At 70.8% G+C, this 23,522-nt stretch carries 17 protein-coding genes and 3 tRNA genes; 15 read left to right on the top strand and 5 right to left on the bottom strand.

Translation table 11 applies throughout. The features are described 5' to 3' along the window. Positions 1-290: 290 nt before the first annotated feature. The 3 genes from ACZ6SD_RS11790 to ACZ6SD_RS11780 form a co-directional block, all read right to left on the bottom strand. On the bottom strand, positions 291-2,543 hold the full coding sequence (locus ACZ6SD_RS11790) for a heavy metal translocating P-type ATPase (RefSeq protein WP_465316889.1): 2,253 nt from the start codon (positions 2,541-2,543) through the stop codon (positions 291-293). 9 nt (positions 2,544-2,552) lie between these two features. Beyond that, positions 2,553-2,762: a heavy-metal-associated domain-containing protein gene (locus tag ACZ6SD_RS11785; RefSeq protein WP_465316888.1), complete on the bottom strand. Its 210-nt coding sequence runs from the start codon at positions 2,760-2,762 to the stop codon at positions 2,553-2,555. 62 nt (positions 2,763-2,824) lie between these two features. Next, positions 2,825-3,121, bottom strand: a complete 297-nt coding sequence (locus ACZ6SD_RS11780) for a metal-sensitive transcriptional regulator (RefSeq protein WP_465316887.1) — start codon at positions 3,119-3,121, stop codon at positions 2,825-2,827. 309 nt (positions 3,122-3,430) lie between these two features. On the opposite strand from ACZ6SD_RS11780, the gene ACZ6SD_RS11775 reads away from it, so the two are divergent. The 13 genes from ACZ6SD_RS11775 to ACZ6SD_RS11715 all read left to right on the top strand — a co-directional run bounded on the left by ACZ6SD_RS11775 (position 3,431) and on the right by ACZ6SD_RS11715 (position 16,354). Next, positions 3,431-3,676, top strand: a complete 246-nt coding sequence (locus tag ACZ6SD_RS11775; RefSeq protein ID WP_465316886.1) for a hypothetical protein — start codon at positions 3,431-3,433, stop codon at positions 3,674-3,676. Between the two features lie 335 nt (positions 3,677-4,011). Then, positions 4,012-4,084, top strand: a tRNA-Glu gene (locus tag ACZ6SD_RS11770). A gap of 19 nt (positions 4,085-4,103) precedes the next feature. Then, a tRNA-Asp gene (locus ACZ6SD_RS11765) sits at positions 4,104-4,177 on the top strand. Between the two features lie 143 nt (positions 4,178-4,320). Further along, a tRNA-Phe gene (locus ACZ6SD_RS11760) sits at positions 4,321-4,394 on the top strand. Positions 4,395-5,339: 945 nt separating this feature from the next. Next, complete coding sequence (locus ACZ6SD_RS11755) at positions 5,340-6,821, top strand: sugar transferase (RefSeq protein ID WP_465316908.1); 1,482 nt, start codon at positions 5,340-5,342, stop codon at positions 6,819-6,821. Between the two features lie 34 nt (positions 6,822-6,855). Then, a complete protein-coding gene (locus tag ACZ6SD_RS11750) occupies positions 6,856-7,920 on the top strand; it encodes a Gfo/Idh/MocA family protein (RefSeq protein ID WP_465316885.1) in 1,065 nt (354 codons plus the stop codon). Next, complete coding sequence (locus ACZ6SD_RS11745) at positions 7,917-8,888, top strand: SDR family NAD(P)-dependent oxidoreductase (RefSeq protein ID WP_465316884.1); 972 nt, start codon at positions 7,917-7,919, stop codon at positions 8,886-8,888. Before ACZ6SD_RS11750 ends, ACZ6SD_RS11745 begins: the two co-directional genes overlap by 4 nt. Then, on the top strand, positions 8,885-10,012 hold the full coding sequence (locus ACZ6SD_RS11740) for a DegT/DnrJ/EryC1/StrS family aminotransferase (RefSeq protein ID WP_465316882.1): 1,128 nt from the start codon (positions 8,885-8,887) through the stop codon (positions 10,010-10,012). The genes ACZ6SD_RS11745 and ACZ6SD_RS11740 overlap by 4 nt, the downstream gene beginning before the upstream one ends. Next, positions 10,009-12,111, top strand: a complete 2,103-nt coding sequence (locus ACZ6SD_RS11735; RefSeq protein WP_465316881.1) for a glycosyltransferase — start codon at positions 10,009-10,011, stop codon at positions 12,109-12,111. The genes ACZ6SD_RS11740 and ACZ6SD_RS11735 overlap by 4 nt, the downstream gene beginning before the upstream one ends. A 2-nt stretch (positions 12,112-12,113) precedes the next feature. Then, the gene (gene asnB, locus ACZ6SD_RS11730) at positions 12,114-13,952 is read left to right on the top strand and encodes an asparagine synthase (glutamine-hydrolyzing) (RefSeq protein WP_465316880.1); all 1,839 of its coding nucleotides are present in this window, start codon (positions 12,114-12,116) and stop codon (positions 13,950-13,952) included. After that, entirely contained in the window at positions 13,949-14,599 is a 651-nt protein-coding gene (locus ACZ6SD_RS11725) for an acetyltransferase (protein WP_465316879.1), read from the top strand. Before asnB ends, ACZ6SD_RS11725 begins: the two co-directional genes overlap by 4 nt. 2 nt (positions 14,600-14,601) lie before the next feature. Beyond that, a complete protein-coding gene (locus ACZ6SD_RS11720; protein WP_465316878.1) occupies positions 14,602-15,705 on the top strand; it encodes a DegT/DnrJ/EryC1/StrS family aminotransferase in 1,104 nt (367 codons plus the stop codon). Between the two features lie 70 nt (positions 15,706-15,775). Beyond that, positions 15,776-16,354, top strand: a complete 579-nt coding sequence (locus ACZ6SD_RS11715) for an acyltransferase (RefSeq protein WP_465316877.1) — start codon at positions 15,776-15,778, stop codon at positions 16,352-16,354. Here the strand turns inward: ACZ6SD_RS11715 and ACZ6SD_RS11710 are convergent. Beyond that, a complete protein-coding gene (locus ACZ6SD_RS11710) occupies positions 16,351-17,313 on the bottom strand; it encodes a hypothetical protein (RefSeq protein WP_465316876.1) in 963 nt (320 codons plus the stop codon). The two genes, ACZ6SD_RS11715 and ACZ6SD_RS11710, sit on opposite strands and share 4 nt — an antisense overlap. A gap of 368 nt (positions 17,314-17,681) precedes the next feature. Between ACZ6SD_RS11710 and ACZ6SD_RS11705 the strand changes: the two genes are divergently transcribed. Both ACZ6SD_RS11705 and ACZ6SD_RS11700 read left to right on the top strand, forming a co-directional pair. After that, a complete protein-coding gene (locus ACZ6SD_RS11705) occupies positions 17,682-21,725 on the top strand; it encodes a DUF4082 domain-containing protein (protein ID WP_465316875.1) in 4,044 nt (1,347 codons plus the stop codon). A gap of 22 nt (positions 21,726-21,747) precedes the next feature. Then, positions 21,748-22,791, top strand: a complete 1,044-nt coding sequence (locus ACZ6SD_RS11700; RefSeq protein ID WP_465316874.1) for a glycosyltransferase — start codon at positions 21,748-21,750, stop codon at positions 22,789-22,791. 9 nt (positions 22,792-22,800) lie between these two features. On the opposite strand, the gene ACZ6SD_RS11695 is transcribed toward ACZ6SD_RS11700, so the two are convergent. Further along, a complete protein-coding gene (locus ACZ6SD_RS11695; RefSeq protein WP_465316873.1) occupies positions 22,801-23,502 on the bottom strand; it encodes a response regulator in 702 nt (233 codons plus the stop codon). Between the last annotated feature and the right edge of the window lie 20 nt (positions 23,503-23,522).

Raw genomic sequence — 23,522 nt, 5'->3', positions numbered from 1 at the left:
CGATAACGAACAGGTCGCGGTCCGGCAGCGCCTGTGACTCGGGGCACAGCGCACGATCGCGTTACGTCCGGATGACCTGCGAAGACCCTGCCATGGACACGGAGAGGCCCCCGCGCCAGGGGGAGGAACGCGGGGGCCGGAGGGGATCTCCACAGGCGCTGACCGGGGGTGTGTCAGCAACTTGATTGTTGCACGTGCACGAGGCCCGCGGGAGGGGCTGCGGCGGAAAAATCGATGGAAATGTTCACCTGATGTTCTTCTTGCGCCGTGGGCGTTTCACCGCTATACGCCTACCCCGTCGCGGTGGCGCGGAAACCGCGCAGCCGGAGGCTGTTCGACACCACGAACACGCTCGACAGCGCCATCGCCGCCCCGGCGATCATCGGATTGAGCAGCCCGAACGCCGCCAGCGGGATACCGACCACGTTGTAGGCGAACGCCCAGAACAGGTTGCTCTTGATCGTGGCCAGCGTGCGCCGCGACAGCCGGATCGCGTCCGCGGCCAGCCGCAGGTCGCCGCGCACCAGGGTCAGGTCGCCCGCCTCGATCGCGGCGTCCGAGCCGGTGCCCATCGACAGGCCCAGGTCGGCCGCGGCCAGCGCCGGGGCGTCGTTGACGCCGTCGCCGACCATCGCCACGACCTCGCCATCGGCCTGGAGCCGCCGCACGGCGGCCACCTTCTCCTCGGGCAGCACCTCGGCGATCACGTCGGTGATGCCGACCTCGGCCGCCACCGCCCGCGCCACCGCCTCGTTGTCGCCCGTCAGCAACACCGGCCGCAAGCCGAGCGCGCGCAGCCTGGCGACGGCCTCGGCGCTGGTCGGCTTCACCGTGTCGGCGACCGCGACCAGCCCCAGAGCCTTCCCACCCGCTCCGGCCGCGATCACCGTGCGGCCCGCCGCCTCGGCCGCGGCCTGCGCCTCGACCAGCGGTTCGGGCAGCTCGACGCCGTGCTCGGCGAGCAGCCGCGGCCTGCCGACCACCACCGCCTCGCCGTCCACCGTGCCGGTGACGCCCAGGCCCTCGGCGTTGCGGAAGCCGTCCACCGCGGGCAGGTCGGGCGCCTCCTGGGCCGCGTGCGCCGCGATGGCCACCGCGATCGGGTGCTCGGAGGCCGACTCGACGGCCCCGACCAGCCGCAGCAGCCGCTCCGGGGTGACGCCGTCGGCGGGGATCACGTCCACGACCGCCATCCGGCCGGTGGTGACCGTGCCGGTCTTGTCCAGCACGACCGTGGTGACCCGCCGGGTCGACTCCAGCACCTCGGGGCCCTTGACCAGGATGCCCAGCTGCGCGCCGCGGCCGGTGCCGACCAGCAGCGCCGTGGGCGTGGCCAGCCCGAGCGCGCACGGGCAGGCGATCACCAGCACCGCGACCGCCGCGGTGACGGCGGCGTCCGCGCCCGCGCCGGTGACCAGCCAGCCCGCCAGGGTCAGCGCCGCGAGTCCCAGGACGATCGGGACGAACACCGCCGAGATCCGGTCGGCGAGCCGCTGGACCTCGGCCTTGCCGGTCTGCGCCTGCTCGACCAGCCGGGCCATCTGCGCGAGCTGGGTGTCCGCGCCGACTCGGGCCGCCCGGATCACCAACCGGCCGCTGGCGTTGACCGTGCCGCCGACCACCGAGTCCCCGGGGCCCACCTCGACGGGCGCCGACTCGCCCGTGACCAGCGACCGGTCGACCGCGGACGCGCCCTCCTCGACCACCCCGTCGGTGGCGATCTTCTCGCCCGGCCGGGCCAGGAACAGGTCGCCGACCCGCAGCTCGGCGACCGGGACCCGCCGCTCAACGCCGTCGCGCAGGACGGCGACGTCCTTGGCGCCCAGCGCGAGCAGCGCCCGCAGCGCCGCGCCCGCCCGCCGCTTCGACCTGGCCTCCAGCCAGCGGCCGAGCAGCAAAAACGTGGTCACGCCCACGGCGACCTCGAAGTAGACGTCCGCGGTCGCGTGCCCCTCGGCGGGCAGCAGGCTGAACTCGTGGCGCAGCCCGACCGCCCCCGCGCCGCCGAACAGCAGCGCGTAGACCGACCACAGGAACGCCACGGTGACGCCCATCGACACCAGCGTGTCCATGCTCGCCGAGCCGTGCCGCAGGTTCACCGCCGCGGCCCGGTGGAACGGCCACGCGCACACCAAGATCACGACGTAGGACAGCGCGAGCGCCGTCCACTGCCAGGTGGGGAACTGCCAGGCGGGGACCATCGAGACCGCGACCACCGGGGCGCTGAGCACGGCGGAGATCGCGAACCGCAGCCGCAGCTCGTCGGCGCGTGCGTCGGCTTCGCGGTCGTCGTCCTCGGCGGGCTCCGGCTCGGCGCGGACCGGGCTGGCCGCGTACCCGGCGCCCACCACGGCGGTGACCAGCGTGTCGGTCGGGAACCCGGGCGGCACCTCGACGGTGGCGCGCTCGGTCGCGTAGTTGACCGTCGCGCGCACCCCGTCGAGCTTGTTGAGCTTGCGCTCCACCCGGCCCGCGCAGGCCGCGCAGGTCATCCCGCCGATGGCCAGCTCCACCGTCTCCGGGGCGCGTTCGATGGTCGTCATCGCGGTCCTCTAGTTGGCGAGCTGGTACCCGGCCTCGGTCACCGCTGCGGCGACCTCGTCCCGGTTCAGCTCGGTTGTGCTGGTCACGGTGACCGCGCCGGTCTTGAGGTCGACGTCGATCGCGGAGACGCCCTCGATGTCGGACAGCTCCTCGGTGACCGAGCTGACGCAGTGGCCGCAGGTCATGCCGCTGACGGTGTAGACGGTCTGCAGAGACACGGGTGTTCCCTTCGGTGGTGCTTGATCTTGTTGTGGCCGGTGGGTGGCGGCCGGGCGCGGCGTCAGGACTTCACGAGCCGGGCGATCGCGTCGGCGGCCTCGCGGACCTTCGCCGCGGCCGCCTCGTCGCTCTGCCGGGCGGCGTCCACCACGCAGCCGGCCATGTGCTCCTCCAGCAGTTCCAGCGCGAACGCCTGGAGGGCCTTGGTCGCGGCCGAGACCTGGGTGAGCACGTCGATGCAGTAGGCGTCCTCGTCGACCATCCGCTGCAGGCCCCGCACCTGTCCCTCGACCCGGCGTAACCGCCGCTGGTGGGACTCCTTCTTGGCGCTGGGGGTACCCGGGGGCGCGTGCTCCATGCCGTCGACCATACCCTTAGGGGGTAGGGGTTGCGCAAACGGAGTGTGCCGAGTCATACCCGATGCCGCCGTTCGGGTGAGCGGACAGCCGGTGAACTCCTGGCGACTCCTCGCTCGCATCGGGAAAACCGGTCACGTACCGCTACCTACCGTGGAATGCGGTTCACCCTGCGGGGGGCTGTGACCGCGGCGCGATCTCTCATAGCCTCACGCCAAACAAAGCCGGGGAGGCACGATGAGCGAGCTTGCGAGCGAACGATCAGCACAGTGCGTAGGCGCGCGAGGCCACCGACCTTGTGAGGTGGCCCAATGAGCGGGTCACTCGAAGTGCGGAGTTTTCTTCTGCAGCAAGACAGCCTCGGAACGTCGGGGCAGTTCTCCTCGGGCGTCCCCACTCCACGCTCGGGCGACACCAGTCGCGTCTCCGAGGAGCAGGTGCGCCGCGCCCGCCTCGCGGTGGCCCGCGGCGCGCACAGCGCCGAGGACTGCCGCGAACTGCTCGAAATGCTCGGCCTGGTCGACGGCGACGACGGCATCCCCGCCGTCTGCCGCTGACCGCGAGCACGCCGCAGCCGCGTGAGGACACCGCCGTCCTCACCGGTCGTTCACCGGCGCGCGCACGAGCCATCCCCGTCCGCTGGGCGACCGCCCCGGCCGTCGCCCACCCACCCAGCCCGCGACCCCCGCTCGGTGCCCCGAGCGGGGGTCGCATCACGTTCCGGCCGCCCCGCGGTGATCGAACCCGGCGTTTGCCCAGCTCACAGCGGTTATGGCCCCCCCGTTTTGGCGGATCACCCGCCGTGCCCTAAGCTACACATGCTCCCAGCGAAACCGAGCGGTCAGCGGTAGACCTGGAAGCGCGGTCGATCGGTTCGCCCGGAATTGGTCGGGCTCCCATCGTCTAGCGGCCTAGGACTCCGCCCTTTCAAGGCGGCAGCGCGGGTTCGAATCCCGTTGGGAGCACGGAAGACAGCAGTAGCAAGGCCCTGTGGCGCAGTTGGTTAGCGCGTCGCCCTGTCACGGCGAAGGTCGCGGGTTCGAGTCCCGTCAGGGTCGCTCGCTTTGGCGTCCCCTTGCCCACGGAAAGCGTGGGCTGGGGCGCTCGCCGAGCGCATCGGGGGAGCGACCCCCCCGAACCCCCCACGGTGCGAGTTCCACCGGAACCAGCGTGGTTCGGTGTGGAGACACCAACGGGGTTGGGCCAGGTAGCTCAGTTGGTACGAGCGACCGCCTGAAAAGCGGTAGGTCGGCGGTTCGACCCCGCCCCTGGCCACAACAGCAATCTGTGTAACTTGTAAGAACGGTCCTTCCTGATGGGAGGGCCGTTTTTGTTTTGTTTGTTTGGGGAGAGTGCTAATAAATGGTTGTTGTGTGGTTGGGGCGTGATGGGGTGGTGTTGGAATAGTTGAAGGGGGGCGGGGTATTGGGGAGTGATGTATTTGTGGGTGGCTGGAATTGTGTTTGTGGGGCGTGGAGTGGCTTGCCTTAGGTGTGTTGGTGGAGGGCGGCTGGGGAGTGGTTCTGGGGGTGCTGGGTGGGGCTGGTGGGCGGGGTGCGGGGGGTGGTTTTTGGGTGGTGTGATCAAGGGCACAGTTTGAAGTGGGTGGTGGTGGGTGGGTGGCAGCAAGCTGTCTGCGGGGGCGTGGGGGTCTGGAACGAGACAGGTGCAGGTGGTGGGGGTGAAAGGGGTGGGCTGGGGGGAGAGTGGCCGCGAATGGACTAAGGGGGGTGCGGCTGGATGGGGGCGGTGGGGGAAGTGGGGGATTGGGAAGATCGACGGTTGCGAACTATCCGGAAGCGTTAAAGGTGTTCCGCCGTTTGGTCGTGTGTTTGTGCGTGTGGTGACAGTTTTGACTGTCTTGTTCGGACTGTCGCAAGTGATGGGTGGGGGCGTGTTTACCTGCGGTTCTTGGGGGTGGTGGGGGCCGCTAGTGGTGGCTGAATGGCTACGGAACGTGTAGCCGGTTACCTGCTGACGGGCTATCTACTCGGTCGGGTTACGCGAAAACTAACCCTCCGTGTAACAAGGCCGGGGAGGGGAGCGAATCAGCTATCGCAGCCACGCCCCGGGCACACCGCCCGGACGGGCTGGCTCACCAAGACAAATGACCAAGGCGAGGGCTCTCGGGGATGCCCCGCGACGTGCATGCCCGATCCGGCCCGAACCAGGGGATACACGATGCGTGACCAAATTGGGTTACCGCGCCGAAGAACGACCATGTGGCAGCCGCCGACGAGCGCGCGCCGCGGTCGGGCGCCACAACGGGCGCTGCCCGTAGGGGAGCCGTCCTTTCCGCCGGTGGCGGACTGGGAGCCGCGCTACCGGCTCAGCGTCATTATCGCCGACCTGTTCGCGATCCTGTTCGGGGTGCTGGCGGTCGGCGGATTCGTCGGCGGCCGGGTCGACCCCGGCGGGCCGCTGGTCCGCGGCGTGACCGTGGTGACCTTCGCGGTGCTGGTCGGCGCGCTGATGGTCAACCGGGCGTGGAACGTCGCGGTGCTCGGCCAAGGTGCCGAGGAGTTCCGCAGGCTCGGGCGCGGGTTCGTCGCCGCGGGCGTCGTGCTCGCGCTCGGCGGGCTGCTCTTCGACATCGCGAGCATGCGCCCCTGGGTGTTCGTCGTGCTCCCCGCGACAGCCCTGGTCGCGTTCCCGCTGCGCTACGCGCTGCGGCAGGGCCTGCACCGGGCCCGCCGCGACGGCCACTGCCTGCTGCCGGTGCTGGCCGCGGGCAGCGTCGACACCGTGCGCGACCTGATCACCCGCACCCGAGGCGCGTCGCACCTGGGCTGGCGCGTCGACGCGGTCTGCACCGCCGACGGGCTCGGCGAGGGCGTCACCGAACTGGAAGGCGTGTCGGTCGTCGGCACCCTGCACGACCTCGCCACGCACGCCCGCCGCGGCGGCTACCGCATCGTCGCGGTCACCCCCGACCAGTACTGGACGCCCAAGCGGCTGCAACAACTGGCCTGGCGGCTGGAAGGCAGTGGCGCGGAGATGGTCGTCGCTCCGGTGCTGATGGAGGTCGCCGGTCCCCGGCTGCACGTCGACGGCGTGCTCGGGATGCCGCTGCTGCGGGTCTCCGCCCCCTCGTTCACCGGGGTGCGGCGCGTGGTCAAGGACGTCGTGGACAAGGTGGGCTCCGGCCTGCTGATCACGCTGCTGGCGCCGCTGATGCTGATGGTGGCGCTGGCGATCGCGGTCGACAGCCGCGGCCCGGTGTTCTACAAGCAGCGCAGGGTCGGCAAGGACGGCCGCGAGTTCACCATCATCAAGTTCCGCACCATGGTCACCGGCGCGCACAAGATGGTCACCGACCTCGCCGAGCAGAACGAAGGCGCGGGCCTGCTGTTCAAAATGCGCAAGGACCCCAGGGTGACCCGGGTCGGCGCGATCCTGCGCCGCTACTCCATCGACGAGCTCCCGCAGCTGTTCAACGTGCTCGCCGGGCCCATGTCGCTGGTCGGGCCGCGGCCGCCGCTGCCGGAGGAAAGCGCCCGCTACGCCCCGGACGTGCGGCGGCGGCTGCTGGTCAAGCCGGGGCTGACCGGGCTGTGGCAGGTCAGCGGGCGCAGCGACCTGCCGTGGGAGGAAGCGGTGCGGCTCGACCTGCGCTACGTCGAGGACTGGTCGCTCGCGCTGGACGCGGTGATCCTCTGGAAGACATTCCGGGCCGTGTTCAGCGGCCACGGCGCTTACTGATTTCTTTTCAGGCTTTTACGAGAGGGATAGCAGCGTGGGAACCATCGGGCTTGCCGTCATCGGCGCGGGATACTGGGGGCCTAATCTCGTGCGCAACGCGCAGGCCACCGAGGGCCTGCGCCTGGAATACCTGTGCGACCTCGACGCCGACCGTGCCCGCCGCGTCCTCGGCGACTACTCGACGGTGCGCGTGTCGAACTCGCTGGACGAGGTGCTGGCCGACCCGGCGGTGCAGGCCGTCGCCATCGCCACCCCGGCCAAGACCCACCTCGCGGTGGCCATGGCCGCGCTGGAGGCGGGCAAGCACGTCCTGGTGGAAAAGCCGTTGGCGGCAACCTATGCCGAGGGCAGGCAGCTTGTGGACGCCGCCGACGCGCGCGGTCTGACGCTGATGCTCGACCACACCTACTGCTACACCCCGGCCGTGGCGCACCTGCGCGAGCTGGTGCGCGGCGGCGGCATCGGCGCGGTGCAGTACCTGGACTCGGTGCGGATCAACCTGGGCCTGGTCCAGCCCGATGTGGACGTGCTGTGGGACCTCGCGCCGCACGACCTGTCGATCTTCCTGTCGATCCTGCCCGACGACGTGGCGCCGCTCGCGGTCGCCGCGCACGGGTCGGACCCGATCGGCGCCGGCCACGCCTGCGTGGCGCACCTGACGATCCAGCTCACCGGCGGCGCGATGGCGCACGTGCACGTGAACTGGTTGTCCCCCACCAAGATCCGCACGATGGTCATCGGCGGCTCGGCGCGCACGGTCGTCTGGGACGACCTCAACCCGACGCAGCGGCTGTCGGTCTACGACCGCGGCGTCGACCGCTCGGTGCCCGGCGACCTCGGCGCGGAGAAGCGCGCGCAGACCATCGTGTCGTACCGCACCGGGGACATGGTCGCCCCCGCGCTGCCGGAGAAGGAGGCGCTGCGCGCGGTCATGGCCGAGTTCCACGCCTCGATCACCGAAGGGCGCGCGCCGCTCACCGACGGCCGCTCGGGGTTGCAGGTTCTGTCCATTTTGGAGGCCGCGTCGGCGAGCCTCGCCCAGGGTGGGGCGTTCCTGCCCGTTCTCGGCGCCGATTTCCGTGAAGGGGTAAAGGCATGAGTGGCCAGCCGATTGAGGGGCAGCGGGCCCTGGTGACCGGTGGGGCGGGCACCATCGGCTCGGCGGTGGTGGACCAGCTTGTCGCGGCGGGCGCCGCCGAGGTGGTCGTGCTCGACAACTTCGTGCGCGGTCGTCGGCAGAACCTGGCCCAAGCCGACGCCAGCGGCAGGCTGCGGGTGGTCGAAGGCGACATCAACGACCGGGCGCTGGTCGCGGAGCTGAGCAAGGGCACCGACCTGGTGTTCCACCTCGCCGCGATCCGCATCACCCAGTGCGCAGAAGAACCGCGGCTGGCGTTGGAATGCTTGGTGGACGGGACGTTCACGGTCATCGAGGCGGCGGCGGACGCTGGGGTGAAGAAGGTGATCGCGTCGTCGTCGGCGTCGGTCTACGGGCTCGCGGAGACCTTCCCGACCGACGAGCGGCACCACCCGTACAACAACGACACCTTCTACGGCGCGGCGAAAGCGTTCAACGAGGGCATGTTGCGCAGCTTCAAGGCGATGCGCGACCTGGACTACGTGGCGCTGCGGTACTTCAACGTCTACGGGCCGCGCATGGACGTGCACGGCCTCTACACCGAGGTGCTGATCCGCTGGATGGAGCGGATCGTCGACGGCAATGCCCCGCTGATCTTCGGCGACGGCGCGCAGACGATGGACTTCGTGCACGTGCACGACATCGCCCGCGCCAACCTCCTCGCCGCCCGCGCGGACGTCACCGACACCGTCTACAACATCGCCAGCTCCCAGGAGACCAGCCTGCTGGAACTGGCCCAGGCGCTGCTCGGCGCGATGGACTCCGACCTCGGCGTCGAGCACGGCCCCGAGCGCAAGGTCAACGGCGTCACCCGGCGGCTGGCCGACATCGGCGCGGCGGAGCGGGAACTGGGCTGGCGGCCGGAGATCAAGCTGGACGACGGCCTGCGCGGGCTGGTCGAGTGGTGGCGCGGGGAGAAGCAGGCGTGAACATCCCGGTCATGAAGCCGTTTCTCGGCGAGGAAGAAGCCCTCGCCGTGGCCGAGGCCGTGCGCTCCGGCTGGGTCGCGCAGGGTCCCCGGGTGGCGGCGTTCGAAGAAGCGTTCGCCGCGCGGGTCGGGGCTGAGCACGGGGTGGCGGTGTCGAGCTGCACGACCGCGCTGCACCTGTGCCTGCACCTGCTCGGCGTCGGCCCCGGCGACGAGGTCGTCGCGCCGTCGCTGTCGTTCATCGCGACCGCCAACGCGATCCGCTACTGCGGGGCCACGCCGGTGTTCGCCGACGTCGACCCGGTCACCGGCAACCTGACCGGCAGCACCGTTGCCGAGGTGGTCACGCCGCGCACCAAGGCGGTGCTGGTCGTGCACCAGGGCGGGGTGCCAGCGGACGTCAACGCGATCCGCATCGCGGTTGGCGACGTTCCGGTGGTCGAGGACGCCGCGTGCGCCGCCGGGTCCACTGTGTACGGTCGGCCGGTGGGGACGGGCGCGCTGCTGGCGGCCTGGTCGTTCCATCCGCGCAAGCTGCTCACCACCGGCGAGGGCGGCATGGTCACCACCGACGACGCCGACTGGGCCGCGCGGCTGCGCAGGCTGCGCGAGCACGGCATGAGCATGTCGGCCGCCGACCGGCACGCCGCGGGCGGCGCGGTGGTCGAGTCCTATGTGGAGACCGCGTTCAACTACCGGATGACCGACATCCAGGCGGCCATGGGGTTGGTGCAGCTGCGCAAGCTCGACGGCATCGTGGAACAGCGCCGCGAGCTGGCCGCCCGCTACCACGAGATGCTGGCCCCGATGGGGCTGCGCGCGGTGACCGACCCGGCGCACGGAACCACGAACTACCAGTCGTTCTGGGTCGCGCTGCCCGAGGGCGCGCCGCCGCTGGCCGAGGTGCTGGCCCGGCTCGCCGCGTCCGGGGTGTCCGCGCGGCGCGGGATCATGGCCGCGCACCTTGAGCCCGCCTACGCGGGCCACCCGCACGGGCCGCTGCCCGCGACCGAGGACCTGGCCCGCCGGTCGCTGATCCTGCCGCTGCACCACGAGTTGACCAACGCCGACCAGCGGCGCGTCGTCGGCGCGCTGGCCCAGGCCATCGAGCTGGTGACATCGTGAGCGAGCTTGCGAGCGAACCATTGACACAGCGCACCCGCCCGGTCGCGGTTGTCATCGTGACCTACAACAGCGCCGAGGTGATCGGCGACTGCCTGCGCGCCCTGCCCGCCGCCCTCGATGGCGTGGCCGACGCGCGGGTGATCGTGGTCGACAACGCCTCCACCGACGGCACCGCCGAGGTGGTGGCCGCGACCGACCCGGCGGCCAAAATCGTGGCGCGGGCGGGGAACGACGGGTTCGCCGCCGGGGTCAACGCGGGCGTCGCGCACGCGCTGGGCTGCGACGTGCTGGTGCTCAACGCCGACATCCGGCTCTCGCCCGGCTCGGTCGCCACGCTGCGCGCCGCGGTCGGCCCGGGGGTCGGTGTCGTCGTGCCGCGACTGACCGATGTGGACGGACGCGTGCAGCACTCGCTGCGCCGCGCGCCGACTGTGGCGCGGTCGGTGGGCGAGGCCGTGCTCGGCGGCGCCCGCGCGGGCCGGATCGCCGCCCTCGGCGAGACCGTGACCAACCCGGCCGCCTACGAGCGCGCCCGCACCGTCGACTGGGCGACCGGCGCGGCCTGGCTGGTCACCCGCGACTGCCTCGAAGCCGTGGGACCGCTGGAGGAGCGCTACCTGCTCTACTCGGAGGAAACCGACTTCATGCTCCGCGCCGGGGCCGCCGGTTTCGGCACCCGCTACGAGCCTGCCGCGCACGCGGTGCACCTGGGCGGCGAGGTGCTGACCTCGCCGCGGCTGTGGTCGCTGCTGGTGACCAACAAGGTTCGCCTGCACCGCGAGCGGCACGGCCGGGGCGCGGCGGCGCTGATGTGGCTGGCCGCGGTGCTCAACAACCTCCCGCGCGCGGTGCGCGGATCGGCGACCGCGCGGCACCGGGCCGCGCTGCGCGGCCTGCTGCGCCAGCGCCGCTGGCCGGAGCCACTGTCCACACCGGACCGTAACGCGCCGCCGTACGTGTGCTTCTCGGCGCAGGACTGGTGGTACCACAACCAGGCGCACTCCGACTTCCAGCTCATGCGCCGGGTCGCGGAGCATCGCAAGGTCTTGCTGGTCAACAGCATCGGCCTGCGGATGCCGACCCCGGGTAAGAGCACCCAGTTCCTGCGCCGCATCGCCCGCAAGGCGGGCAGCGTCGCCAAGCTGGTGCGCCGCCCGCTGCCGGACGTGCCCGGCTACCACGTGATGACCCCGCTGCCGATCCCCTTCTACGGCAGCGCCTGGGTGCGCAGGCTCAACGCGACCCTGGTGCGCGCGCAGGTCCGCGCGGTGTGCGCGGTGCTGCGGATGCGCGCCCCGGTCATCGTCGCCACCATCCCCACCGCGTGGGACGTGGTGGAGCCGATGCGGCGCCGGGGCTTGCTGTTCAACCGCTCCGACCGGCACTCCGCGTTCCCCGAGGCCGACCAGGGCACGATCGCGGCGCTGGAGGACAAACTGCTCACCGGGTCGGACCACGTGCTCTACGTGAGCCGCGAGCTGCAAGCGGAAGAGGCCGCGTCGACCGGAGACCGCGCGTACTTCCTCGACCACGGCGTTGACCTGCGGCACTTCCGCCGCCGCGACACGCTGCCCGCCGATCTCGCGGAGATCCCCGGGCCGCGCATCGGGTTCTTTGGCAGCCTGGACGACTACCTGGTCGACTTCGACCTGCTGGAACGACTCGCGGCCGAGTTCCCCGAGGCGTCGCTGGTGCTCATCGGCGACGCGACGCTGAGCATGGAGCGGTTCGCCAAGTACCCGAACGTGCACTGGCTCGGCTTCCGGCCCTACGCCGAGATCCCCGCCTACGGCACCGGGTTCGACGTGGCGATCATGCCGTGGCTGGACAACGACTGGATCAAGCACGCGAACCCGATCAAACTCAAGGAGTACCTCGCGCTCGGGCTGGCCGTGGTGAGCTCGGACTTCCCCGAGATCCGCCACTACGCCGACCGGGTCCGGGTCGCCCAAGGGCACGACGCGTTCGTCGCGGCCGTCCGCGAGACCATCGCCGACGGCGGTGTGTCCACTGTGGATGAGCGGCGGGCATCGGTGCTGCCCGCGTCCTGGGACTCCCGGGCGCGGCAGCTCATGGACCTGGCTGAGGGGCAGCGGTAGCCATGTGCGGAATCGCGGGCGTGCGACGCCTGGACGGCGCCCCGGTCGACCCCGGCGTGCTCGCCGAGATGGCCAAGCGGCTGCACCACCGGGGCCCCGACGACGCGGGGACCTGGGTCGACGGCTCGACCGGGTTCGCCCACACCCGGCTGTCGATCATCGACCTCGGCGCGTCCGCCCAGCCGATGGCCAGCCACAACGGCCGCAGCCACCTGGTGTTCAACGGCGAGATCCTGAACTACCGGCAGCTTCGGTCCACACTGGACTACCCGTTCCGCACGGGCGGCGACACCGAGACCCTGGTGGCGTTGTACGAGAAGCACGGCGTCGACGGCGTGGACCGGTTGCGCGGCCAGTTCGCCTACGCGGTGGCCGACGCCGACACCGGCGAGCTGCACCTGGTGCGCGACCGGCTCGGCATCCTGCCGCTGTACTACTACGTCGATGACGAGGTGTTCGCGTTCGCCTCGGAGATCAAGGCGCTGTTCCCGGCCATCGGCGACCGCCAGGTGGATCGCGCCAGCCTGCACGACTACCTCGCGCACCGCTCGGTGCCCGCGCCGAACACGCTGATCCAGGGCGTGCGCAAGGTCCCGCAGGGGCACCGGCTGACCCTGGGCCGCGACGGCCAGGTGCGGCTGCGCGCGTACTGGCGCATCCCGACCCGGGGCGACCGCCGCGACGTCACCCCGGACGAGGCGGTGCGGCTGGTCTCCGACGCGCTCGAAGCGTCCATTGAGGACGCTCTGGTCGCCGACGTGCCGGTCGGCGCGTACCTGTCCGGCGGCATCGATTCGAGCCTGATCTGCGCGCTGACCGCCAAAGCCCGCCAGGGCGAGGGCCTGCACACGTTCTCGGCGGGCTTCGGCGACCCCCGGGTGGACGAGTTGGACTGGGCGCGCAAGGTCGCGGGCATCGTCGGCAGCGAGCACCACGAGGTCATCGTCACCGCGGAGGACTTCAAGGACTCGTGGGCGAAACTGAGCTGGCACCGCGACGCGCCGTTGTCCGAGCCAGCCGACGTCGCCGTGTTCCGGCTCGCCGAACTGGCCCGCAAGCAGGTCAAGGTCGTGCTTTCCGGCGAGGGCAGCGACGAGCTGTTCGGCGGCTACCCCAAGTACCGCTTCGCCAACGCCACCCGCTGGGCTGGGCTGGTGCCCGCGCCCGTGCGTGGCGCCCTGCTGCCCCGGTTGGAACGCGCGCTGCCCGCGTCCCGCGCCCGCCTTGGCGTCGCGGTCCGGGCGATGGCCGAAGCCAGCGCGGCGGAACGGATGCGCGGCTGGTTCGCGCCGTTCACCGAACGGGAGCGCGCCGGCCTGCTCGGCGGACCCGCCGTGCGCAGTGCGATCGAGCCCTACCGGGACGGGCGGGGCGACGCGCTGCGCCGGATGCTCTACGCCGACTCGCACGCCTGGCTCGCCGACAACCTGCTGGAGCGCGGCGATCGCATGTCCATGGCCGCGTCCCTGGAACTGCGCCCGCCGTTCCTCGACCACCGGCTCGTGGAACTGGCGTTTTCCCTGCCCAGCTCGGTGAAGGTGCGCGGCGGCACGACCAAGTGGGTGGTCAAGGAGGTCGCCCGCAAGCACCTGCCGGACGACGTGGTGGACCGCGCCAAGTCCGGCTTCAAGGTCCCGCTCGACGCCTGGTTCCGCGACGGCCTGCGCGACATGGCCAACGACCTGCTCACCGGGCCGTCCTCGTTCGTCGCCGACATCCTCGACCCCGGCGCGGTCCGCACCCTGCTCGCCGAGCACGCCGCGGGCACCCGCAACGAGCAGCCCCGGCTGTGGACGTTGCTGTCGCTGGAGGTCTGGCACCGCGAAGTGGCCCGCTCATGAGCCGCCCCCTGCTCCTGGTGGGCGCTGGCGGGCTGGCCAGGGAAGTCCTCGCCGCGGCCCGCGCGCTCCCGGAAGCCTTCAAGCCCATCGGGATGCTTGACGACGACCCCGGCCGCCATGGGTCCGAAGTGGACGGTGTGCCGGTGTTCGGCCCGACGGAGCTGGTGCACGAGCACACCGACGCCGTCGTGCTGGTGTGCGTGGCGTCCCCAGCCCGGCCCGACGGCCGGGCGAACCTGGTGCGCAAGCTGGCGCTGCCGCCCGAGCGCTACGCCACGCTGGTCCACCCGATGGCCTCGGTCGCGCCCGGCGTCACCTTCGGCGAGGGTGCCGTGCTGCTCGCCGGGGTCGTCGTCACCGCGCCGCAGCGCGTCGGCGCGCACGTGGTCGTCATGCCGCACGCGCTGTTCACCCACGACGACGTCATCGGCGACTTCGTCACCTGCGCCGGTCGCGCCACCCTCTCCGGCGATGTGACCGTCGCGCAGTCGGCGTACCTCGGCGCGGGGTGCGTCATCCGGCAGGGTGTCCACATTGGAGCGAAGGCTGTTGTCGGCATGGGCGCGGTGGTGCTGCGCGACGTGCCAGATGGCCAAACCTGGGCAGGCGTGCCCGCCCGAGAACTCAGCACGTCCCGCGAGGAGTAGACATGAGCATCCCCCTGGTCGACCTGGCCGCCCAGCACGCCGCCGTGGCCGACGAGGTCGCCGAGGGCTGGGCGCAGGTGCTGGCGAAGACCGCGTTCGTCGGCGGCCCGCAGGTCGCCGAGTTCGAGGCTTCCTATGCCCGGTACGCGGGCGTCGAGCACTGCGTCGGCGTCGGCAACGGCACCGACGCGCTGGAGTTCGCCCTGCGCGCGCTGGGCGTCGGCCCTGGCGACGAGTGCGTCGTGCCAGCCAACACCTTCATCGCCACCGCCGAAGCCGTCGCCCGCACCGGTGCCACCCCGGTCCTGGTCGACTGCGACGACGACACGGCGCTGATCGATGTCGCCGCCGCGGCCGAAGCCGTGACCGCGCGCACCCGCGCGGTGCTGCCGGTCGACCTCTACGGTCAGGTCGCGCCGATCGAGAAGCTGCGCGCGGCGCTGCCCGCCGAGGTCGCCATCGTGGAGGACGGCGCGCAGTCCCAGGGCGCGACCCGGCACGGCCAGGCCGCCGGTTCGTTCGGCGACATCGCCGCCACCAGCTTCTACCCCGGCAAGAACCTCGGCGCCTACGGCGACGGCGGCGCGGTCACCACCGCCCGCGCTGACCTCGCCGAGCGGGTCCGGCTGCTCGGCGCGCACGGCTCGCCGCGCAAGTACGAGCACCCGGTGCTCGGGTTCAACAGCAGGCTCGACACGCTGCAAGCCGTGGTGCTGTCGGCGAAGCTGCGCAGGCTCGACGGCTGGAACGCCGCCCGCCGCGCCGCCGCCGCCCGCTACGACGCGCTGCTCGCCGACATCGCCGGTGTGCGTACCCCGGTCGTCGCCGAGGGCAACGTGCCGGTGTGGCACCTGTACGTGATCCGGGTCGCCGAGCGCGACACCGTGCTCAAAGCGCTGCACGCGGCCGGAATCGGCGCGGGCATCCACTACCCGACCCCGGTGCACCTGACCGGCGCGTTCGCCGACCTCGGGCACGGCGATGGCGCGTTCCCGGTCAGCGAGCGCGTCGCGGGCGAGATCCTGTCGCTGCCGCTGTTCCCGGAAATCACGGTGGCGCAGCAGGAACGCGTGGTCTCCGTGCTGGCGGACGCGGTGTTCGCATGAGCGAGCTTGCGAGCGAATCATTGACACAGTGCGTGGGCGCGCGGGGCCACCGAACAAGTGAGGTGGCCCCATGACCGGCGTGTTCGTGCACGACAAGGGCCTCTGCGAAAGCGACCAGGTCGGCGACGGCACCCGGGTGTGGGCCTTCGCGCACGTCCTGCCCGGCGCCCGCGTCGGCCGCGACTGCAACATCTGCGACGGCGCGTTCGTGGAGACCGGAGCCACCCTCGGCGACCGGGTGACGGTCAAGAACGGGACTCTCGTCTTCGCCGGGGTCACCTGCGAGGACGAGGTCTTCCTCGGCCCCAACGTGTTGTTCACCAACGACTTCCGGCCTCGGGCGGCGATTCGCAAAGGCCCTGACCAGTTGGTGGACACCCACGTCCGGCACGGAGCCACCCTGGGCGCGGGCACGGTCGTCGTCTGCGGAGTCGACATAGGACAGTACGCGTTCGCCGCGGCGGGCTCGGTGGTCACCAAGAGCGTGCCCCCGCACGCCTTCGTCGCGGGCAACCCCGCCCGCCAGAAGGGCTGGGTCTGCGCGTGCGGCGAACGCCTGGACGAGGTGTTGCGCTGCCCCGACTGCCGCAGCGCCTACGCGCCCGCCGCGGACGGCAACGGTCTCGTCCCGGCAGGTGACACGCCCTAGCCCGCCAGCAGCAACGGCACCAGCTTCTCGATGAACGGGGTGCTGTCACCCGAGGCCGTGGTCACCCACAGCGAGGCCGGAACGTCGTCGCGCAGCAACACCTCGACCTGCTTGTTCTGCCCGCGTTTGGCTGGGCGTCCGGCGATCTTCTCGGTGAACTCGGCGCGGTTGGCGTACGGCCGCAACCAGAGCGAGACGAAAAGGTCGGCGCCGCTGCCGACCCGGCAGTTGCCGGTGAGGTCGGGCACGATGGTCAGGGTCGCGGGATCGACACCCACCGCGGCCACCGCCGCGGTGCACAGTTGCCACGCCGCCACCGGGTACGGCGCGTCGACCACCCCGCCGCGCGGCGCGGGCGGAGTCGCGATGTAGTCGATCACGCCGGTTGCGTCCTTGGCAGCGGGCAATGGGGGACTCGGCTTCGCCAGCGTCTCGACCACCTCCGCCAGGACGTCATCGACCAGCTTGGTGAAGGCGGGCGGCCGGTCCATGGTCGCCAGCGACCCGGCGGTGATCCGGAAAGTCAGGGCGTTCAGGTTGCGGCCGCTGCTGTCGTCGATGAGCGCCACGTAGCCATCGGCCTGGAACGGCGCCGCCGCCGTGACGCTGATGCGCCCCGGCCGGTCCCCGTGGCGAATGTCCCGTGGCGGCGGGGTGTCTCGGTACGGGCGCCATCCCGCGGGGTCGAAGTCCTGGGCCGTCAGCTCGACCCGCATCCGGTTCGAGGTCACCAGGCAGGCAGGCGAGCCGCCGTAGATCTCACGGCGCACCGGGCCGTGCAGTAGTTCCGACCACCGCTGCAACGGCATCGTGTGACAGATTGTCTGCGCCGCCGTCTCCTCGGGCAGATAAGTGAAATATTCGCCGGAAGCGCGCGGCACCTTCCGGATATTCTTGTCGGAAGACTCCTTGATCTCGGCTTGCGCCGACGGGATCGCGACTTGTCCGTCAGTGGTCATCGCTAGGCCCTTCACCGGTGCGGCACAGCCCGCCACCAGCAACGACGCAGCCAGAATCAGCGCGCGCTCACGCACAATCCGCCCCCCGAGATCGACTCGACGCATGATCCCACACGGCTGATGATCATGTCCGGGTATCAGGGCCACTACGATCCGTCATGCCCGTGCTGGCGTTGTGCAGTCCGCAAGGGACAGATGGTGACGCTCTGAGTCCAGGCCCACTTTTCCAGCCGCCAAGTGGGGTAACGGGGTAGGACGGTTCGGCGATGACTGGGTGATGGGAACCGCTGACGGTGTCACGCGTCCCCATTCGCAAGACCATTTCCGCAGAACATCATCACCTGCGGTCACACACCGTGGAGGCTCGGATGGACCCGGCGACGCACACCGCACGCGGTCGGAAGGCCCGCGGTCTCCGCGCGGGCCTCGCGGCACTTCTCGTCGCTGTCGGGCTTCCGGTCCTGGTCGCGTCACCCGCCTCCGCGGGGCCCTGTGACGCGCCGACGAATCCGGTGGTGTGCGAGAACTCCAAGCCGGGCACGCCGCGCGACAACTGGTTTGTCGAGAGCCACTACGGCGATATCGAGGGCTTCGCCACCGCCACCAGCGTGCAGCCCGGCGAGCGGCTCGACTTCAAGGTCAAGACGCCGAGCGCCAATTACCAGATCGACATCGTGCGCCTGGGCTATTACCAGGGCACCGGCGGCAGGCTCCAGCAGACGCTGAACCCCTCGGTGCCGCTGCCGCAGAACCAGCCGGTGTGCAAGTACGACACCAACACCGGCCTGGTCGACTGCGGCAACTGGGCGGTCTCGGCGAGCTGGTTCGTGCCCAGCACGGCTGTTCCCGGCTTCTACGTCGCCAACTTCATCCGCAACGACGGCGCGGGCGCGAGCCAGTACCCGTTCGTCGTGCGCAACGACTCGTCCACCTCCGACATCGTGGTGCAGACCTCGGACCAGACCTGGCAGGCGTACAACAAGTACGGTGACCGCGAGGGCATCAACGAGTTCAACCTCTACGAGGGCGGCTTCAGCGGCTCGCCGGACGGGCGCGCGTTCAAGGTCAGCTACAACCGGCCGTACCGCAACGCGGGCACGTCGAACTTCCTCAACGCCGAGTACCCGCTGATCCGGTTCCTCGAACGCAACGGCTACGACGTCAGCTACCTGTCCGGTGTGGACGTCACCCGCAACCCGAACCTGTTGAAGAACCACAAGGTCTACATTTCGTCGGGCCACGACGAGTACGTCAACGCCACCCAGCGCGCGGGCATCGAGGCGGCCAAGGCCGCTGGCGTCAACCTGATGTTCCTCACCGGCAACTCGATGTTCTGGAAGACCCGGTTCGAGAACTCGATCGACGGCTCAAACACCGCTCTGCGCACCATGGTCTGCTACAAGGAGACCAAGGCACCCGGCGGCGCGAAGATCGACCCGAACCCGGCCTGGACCGGCACCTGGCGCGACCCCCGGCAGTCGCCGCCCTCGGACGGCGGGCGCCCGGAGAACGCGCTGACCGGCGCCCTGTTCTTCGTCAACGGCTACCGCGCCGACGCCATTCAGGTCCCCGCGTCCTACGGCCGCAACCGCCTGTGGCGCAACACCTCCATCGCGACCGCCACCACCACGACCACGCTGCCCGCTGGCACGCTCGGCTACGAGTGGGACAGCGACCCGGACAACGGCCACCGGCCCGCGGGCTCGGTTCCGCTGTCGGACACCACGGTCACCGTGGACGACGGGCAGCTGCTGCTCGACCACGGCCACCTCTACGGCGGCGGCCCGGCCAACCACAAGCTCATCCTCTACCGCGACCAGGTCAGCAAGGCGCTGGTGTTCAACTCCGCCACCGTGCAGTGGTCCTGGGGCCTCGACGCCGACCACACCTTCCCCGCGGGCGCCCCGCCGACCGCGCCGACGAGCCCGGCGATGCAGCAGGCGACGGTCAACATGCTCGCCGACATGAGCGCGCAGCCGCGCACGCTGATGGCCGGGCTGGTCGCCGCGACCAAGAGCGCCGACACCACCGGCCCGACCGTCACGGTGTCCGCGCCCGCCAACGGCTCCACCGTCCCCGCGGGCACCCCGCGGGTGATCAGCGGCACCGCGGCCGACGTCGGCGGCGGCAAGGTCGGCTCGGTCGAGGTGTCCGTCGACGGCGGGACCACCTACCACCGCGCCACCGGCCTGGACAACTGGACCTACAACTGGACGCCGTCTGTGCTCGGCCCGGTGACCATCAAGGTCCGCGCCTCCGACGACGGCGCCACCATCGGCAACACGGTGACGATCAACCTCACCGTGGGCTCGCAGCAGTGCCCGTGCACCATCTTCGGCAACCAAACGCCGTCCATTGTGGACGGCGGAGACACGGCGGCGATCGAGGTCGGCACCAAGTTCACCACCTCGGTGAATGCCACGGTGACCGGCGTGCGGTTCTACAAGTCCGCGGGCAACACCGGCACGCACACCGGCTCGCTGTGGTCCTCGGCGGGCCAGCGCCTGGCCACCGGCACGTTCACCAGCGAATCGGCGACCGGGTGGCAGACCCTCGCCTTCGCCCAGCCGGTGCAGATCCGCGCAGGCCAGCCCTACGTCGTCTCCTACACCGCGCCCGCGGGCCGGTACTCGGTCGATCCCGGGTACTTCAACGGCAAGGGCGCGGGCATCGTCCCGCTCACCGCGCCCGCCACCGGGTCCGTCCCCGGCGGCAACGGCGTGTTCCGCTACGGCTCCGGCTTCCCGGACAGCTCGTTCAACGGCGGCAACTACTGGGTCGACGTGATCGTCACGACCGACACCGCGGACAACACCGCGCCGGTCGTGCAGTCCACAACGCCCACCGCCAACGCCACCAACGTGTATGTGGACAGCAGCATCACGGCCACGTTCAACGAGGGCGTCGACCCGGCCAGCGTGCAGTTCACCGTGCAGGCCAACGGAACCCCGATCCCTGGCACGGTCAGCGTGGACGACAAGGTGGTCACGTTCAGCCCCACCGACCTGCTGCCGATGAACACCCAGCACACGGTCTCGCTCAACGCCACCGACGGCTTCGGCAACCCGCTCGCCGCGCAGAAGACGTGGAGCTTCACCACCGGCACGAACCTCTCACCGTGCCCGTGCACCCTGTTCAAGACGCGCACACCGGCCACAGTGGACGCCGGGGACGCCAGCGACGTCGAGCTGGGCGTGAAGTTCACCGTGGCCGCCAACGCGACGGTGACCGGCGTGCGGTTCTACAAGTCCTTCGCCAACACCGGCACGCACACCGGCTCGGTCTGGACCACGAACGGCCAGCGCATCGCGCACGGCACGTTCACCAACGAGACCGAAACCGGTTGGCAGACCCTGACTTTCCCGAGCCCGGTGCAGATCCAGGCAGGCCAGACCTACATCGCCTCGTACCGGACGCCGACCGGCCACTACTCGGTCGACACCGGCTACTTCGCCAACCAGGGCGCCGGGCGCGGGGTGCTCACCGCGCCCAGCTCGCCCGCCTCGGGCGGCCAAGGCGTGTTCGTCTACGGCGGCGGTTTCCCGACGAGCACGTTCAACGCCAACAACTACTGGGTCGACGTCGTGGTCGACACCGACGGCGCCGACACCACCGCGCCCACGGTGACCTCGACCGACCCGGCGGCGAACGCGGTGAACGTGTCCACCGGAACCGGTGTCACCGCGCACTTCTCCGAGCCGATCAACCCGACGTCGCTGCAATTCACCGTGACCCAGAACGGCGTCGGCGAGGTCAGCGGCGCCACCAAGATCGCCCCGGACGGCCGCAGCGCCACCTTCGCCTCGACCTCGGTCCTAGCGGGCGACGCGCAGTTCACGGTGAGCGTGCGGGCCAGCGACCCGATGGGCAACTTCATGCCCACGCCGCACACCTGGTCGTTCACCACCGGCCCGCCCGGCGCGTGCCCGTGCACCCTGTTCCGCCCCACGGACGAGCCCGAGACCTACGCGGTCGACTCCACAGTGGAACTGGGCATGCGGATCACCCCGACCGCGGACGGCTGGATCACCGGCGTGCGCTTCTACAAGGCCGCGGGCGACCCCGGCTCGCACACCGGAACCCTGTGGAGCAACACCGGGCAGCAGTTGGCCACCGGCACGTTCACCGGTGAGACCAGCAGCGGATGGCAGACCCTCACGTTCGCCACTCCGGTGCCGGTCACCGCGGGCACGACCTACGTGGTGTCCTACTGGGGCTCCGCCGGACGGTACGGCTACACGTCGCAGTACTTCGCCACCGATCGGACCAATGGCCCGCTGACCGCGCCCGCCACTGCGGACACCGGATTCAACGGCGTGTACCAATACGGTGGCGGCGGGGTTTTCCCGGTCGGAAACGGTAACGGATCCAACTACTGGGTCGACGCTGTGTTCGCAACCACTCTTCCGTAGCCGATCCCGAGGGGGCTAGACAGTGGCCAGCGTCGATGTGGTCATCCCGTGCTACAAGTACGGCTCGGTGCTGCCGACCGCCGTGCGCAGCGTGCTCGACCAACCGGACGTCGACGTCCGGGTGCTCGTGATCGACGACGCCTCCGGCGACGGCAGCGCCGACATCGCCCGCGCGCTGTCTGATGTGGACAGTCGGGTGCAGGTGGTCGAGCACGTGCAGAACAAGGGGCACATCGCCACCTACAACGAGGGCCTGCTGGACTGGGCGTCGGCGGACTACTGCGCGCTGCTGTCCGCTGACGACGCCCTCACTCCCGGGGCTCTCGGCCGGGCGGCCCGGCTGATGGACGCCCATCCGGAGGTGGGCTTCGTGTACGGGCGCCCACTGCACTGGGACGGCTCGGAACCGCTGCCGCCCGCGCGCACTGAGGACCGCGGCTGGACTGTCTACAAGGGACATTCCTGGCTGCGTCGCCGGTTCGCGCTCGGGGACGGGTGCATCACTTCTCCGGAGGTGGTCGTCCGGACTTCGTTGCAGCAGAAGCTGGGCGGCTACGACCCGGAGCTGAAGCACACCGGTGACATCGAGATGTGGATGCGCTTCGCCCTGCACGCGGACGTCGGCTACCTGCGCGGGGTGGACCAGGCGTATTACCGGGTCCACGGGCAAAACATGTCCGCCGCCTACTACGCCTCGGTGGTCGCCGACCTGCGCCAGCGCCTCGCCGCCTACACCGCGATCACCGACCGCGCCGACAACCCGCTCGCGGACAAGGCCGACCTGGACCGCCAGGTGCGCCGAGTCCTCGCCCGGGACGCCCTGCGCAGAGCTGGCCGCGCCTTCGACAAGGGCCGTGCCGACATCGATCCGGTGGAAGAACTGGTCGACTTCGCCCGCGAGTCCTACGGCGACATCGATTCGCTGCCGGAATGGCACACGCTGCGGCTCCGCAGGCGGTTGGGGGCTCGCCGCGCTCGCGTGTTGTCCCCACTGGTGCTCACCGCTCCCGCCCGCCGCGTCCGCCAGCACGTCCGCGAACTCCGCTGGCAGCGCAGCGGAATCTGATCCAGGCCCTCACTGCTCGGACGGGGGTCTTCGGGAGGCGCCGTCGCGGGTCGACTGGGCTACGACCAGGCCGGTTTCGTAGGCGGTGACCACGGCTTGGGCTCGGCTGGACAGGTCCAGTTTCGTCATCACCCGGTTCAGGTGGGTCTTGACCGTGCCCTCGCTGACCACCAGGCGCTGGGCGATTTCCGCGTTGCCGATGCCGGTTCCCACCAGTTGGAGGACTTCCCGTTCCCGGGCGGTGAGAGAGTCGAGGTCGGTGGCGCGGGTCGGCTCGGGCGGGGCCTGGTGGTGGAGGTAGGCCTCGATGAGGCGGCGGGTGACTGTGGGGGCGAACAGGGTGTCGCCGGTGGCGATGGTGTGGATCGCCGCGAGGAGGCGGGCGGGTTCGATTTCCTTGAGGACGAAGCCCGCCGCGCCCGCGCTGAGGGCGTCGTAGACATAGTCGTCCAAGTCGAAGGTGGTGAGGACGAGGATTCGGGCGGCGGAGCCGGTCGCCAGGATTCGCCTGGTGGCGGTGATGCCGCCGACGCCGGGCATGCGGATGTCCATGAGGATGACATCGGGGTGCAGCGCGGCGGCCTGGGCGATGGCCTCTTCGCCGTTTCCCGCTTCGCCGACCACCTCGATGCCGGGGGCGGCCCGCAGCAACGCGGTCAGACCTGCCCGGATGAGTGCCTGGTCGTCCACGACCAGCACCGTGATCGCCACGGATCGCTCCCCTTCCCCGC

The organism is Actinokineospora sp. NPDC051303 (genome assembly GCF_055586285.1).
Note: the sequence above shows the minus strand (reverse complement) of the source record. Positions and strands in the feature narration are given on the sequence as shown.

Excerpts from the sequence above, each read along its gene's own strand:
- ACZ6SD_RS11715 (WP_465316877.1), top strand. The coding sequence starts at position 15,776 with ATGACCGGCGTGTTCGTGCACGACAAGGGCCTCTGCGAAAGCGACCAG.
- ACZ6SD_RS11720 (WP_465316878.1), top strand. The coding sequence starts at position 14,602 with ATGAGCATCCCCCTGGTCGACCTGGCCGCCCAGCACGCCGCCGTGGCC.
- ACZ6SD_RS11745 (WP_465316884.1), top strand. The coding sequence starts at position 7,917 with ATGAGTGGCCAGCCGATTGAGGGGCAGCGGGCCCTGGTGACCGGTGGG.
- ACZ6SD_RS11780 (WP_465316887.1), bottom strand. The coding sequence starts at position 3,121 with ATGGAGCACGCGCCCCCGGGTACCCCCAGCGCCAAGAAGGAGTCCCAC.
- ACZ6SD_RS11705 (WP_465316875.1), top strand. The coding sequence starts at position 17,682 with ATGGACCCGGCGACGCACACCGCACGCGGTCGGAAGGCCCGCGGTCTC.
- ACZ6SD_RS11710 (WP_465316876.1), bottom strand. The coding sequence starts at position 17,313 with ATGACCACTGACGGACAAGTCGCGATCCCGTCGGCGCAAGCCGAGATC.
- asnB (WP_465316880.1), top strand. The coding sequence starts at position 12,114 with ATGTGCGGAATCGCGGGCGTGCGACGCCTGGACGGCGCCCCGGTCGAC.
- ACZ6SD_RS11755 (WP_465316908.1), top strand. The coding sequence starts at position 5,340 with ATGTGGCAGCCGCCGACGAGCGCGCGCCGCGGTCGGGCGCCACAACGG.
- ACZ6SD_RS11775 (WP_465316886.1), top strand. The coding sequence starts at position 3,431 with ATGAGCGGGTCACTCGAAGTGCGGAGTTTTCTTCTGCAGCAAGACAGC.
- ACZ6SD_RS11725 (WP_465316879.1), top strand. The coding sequence starts at position 13,949 with ATGAGCCGCCCCCTGCTCCTGGTGGGCGCTGGCGGGCTGGCCAGGGAA.
- ACZ6SD_RS11790 (WP_465316889.1), bottom strand. The coding sequence starts at position 2,543 with ATGACGACCATCGAACGCGCCCCGGAGACGGTGGAGCTGGCCATCGGC.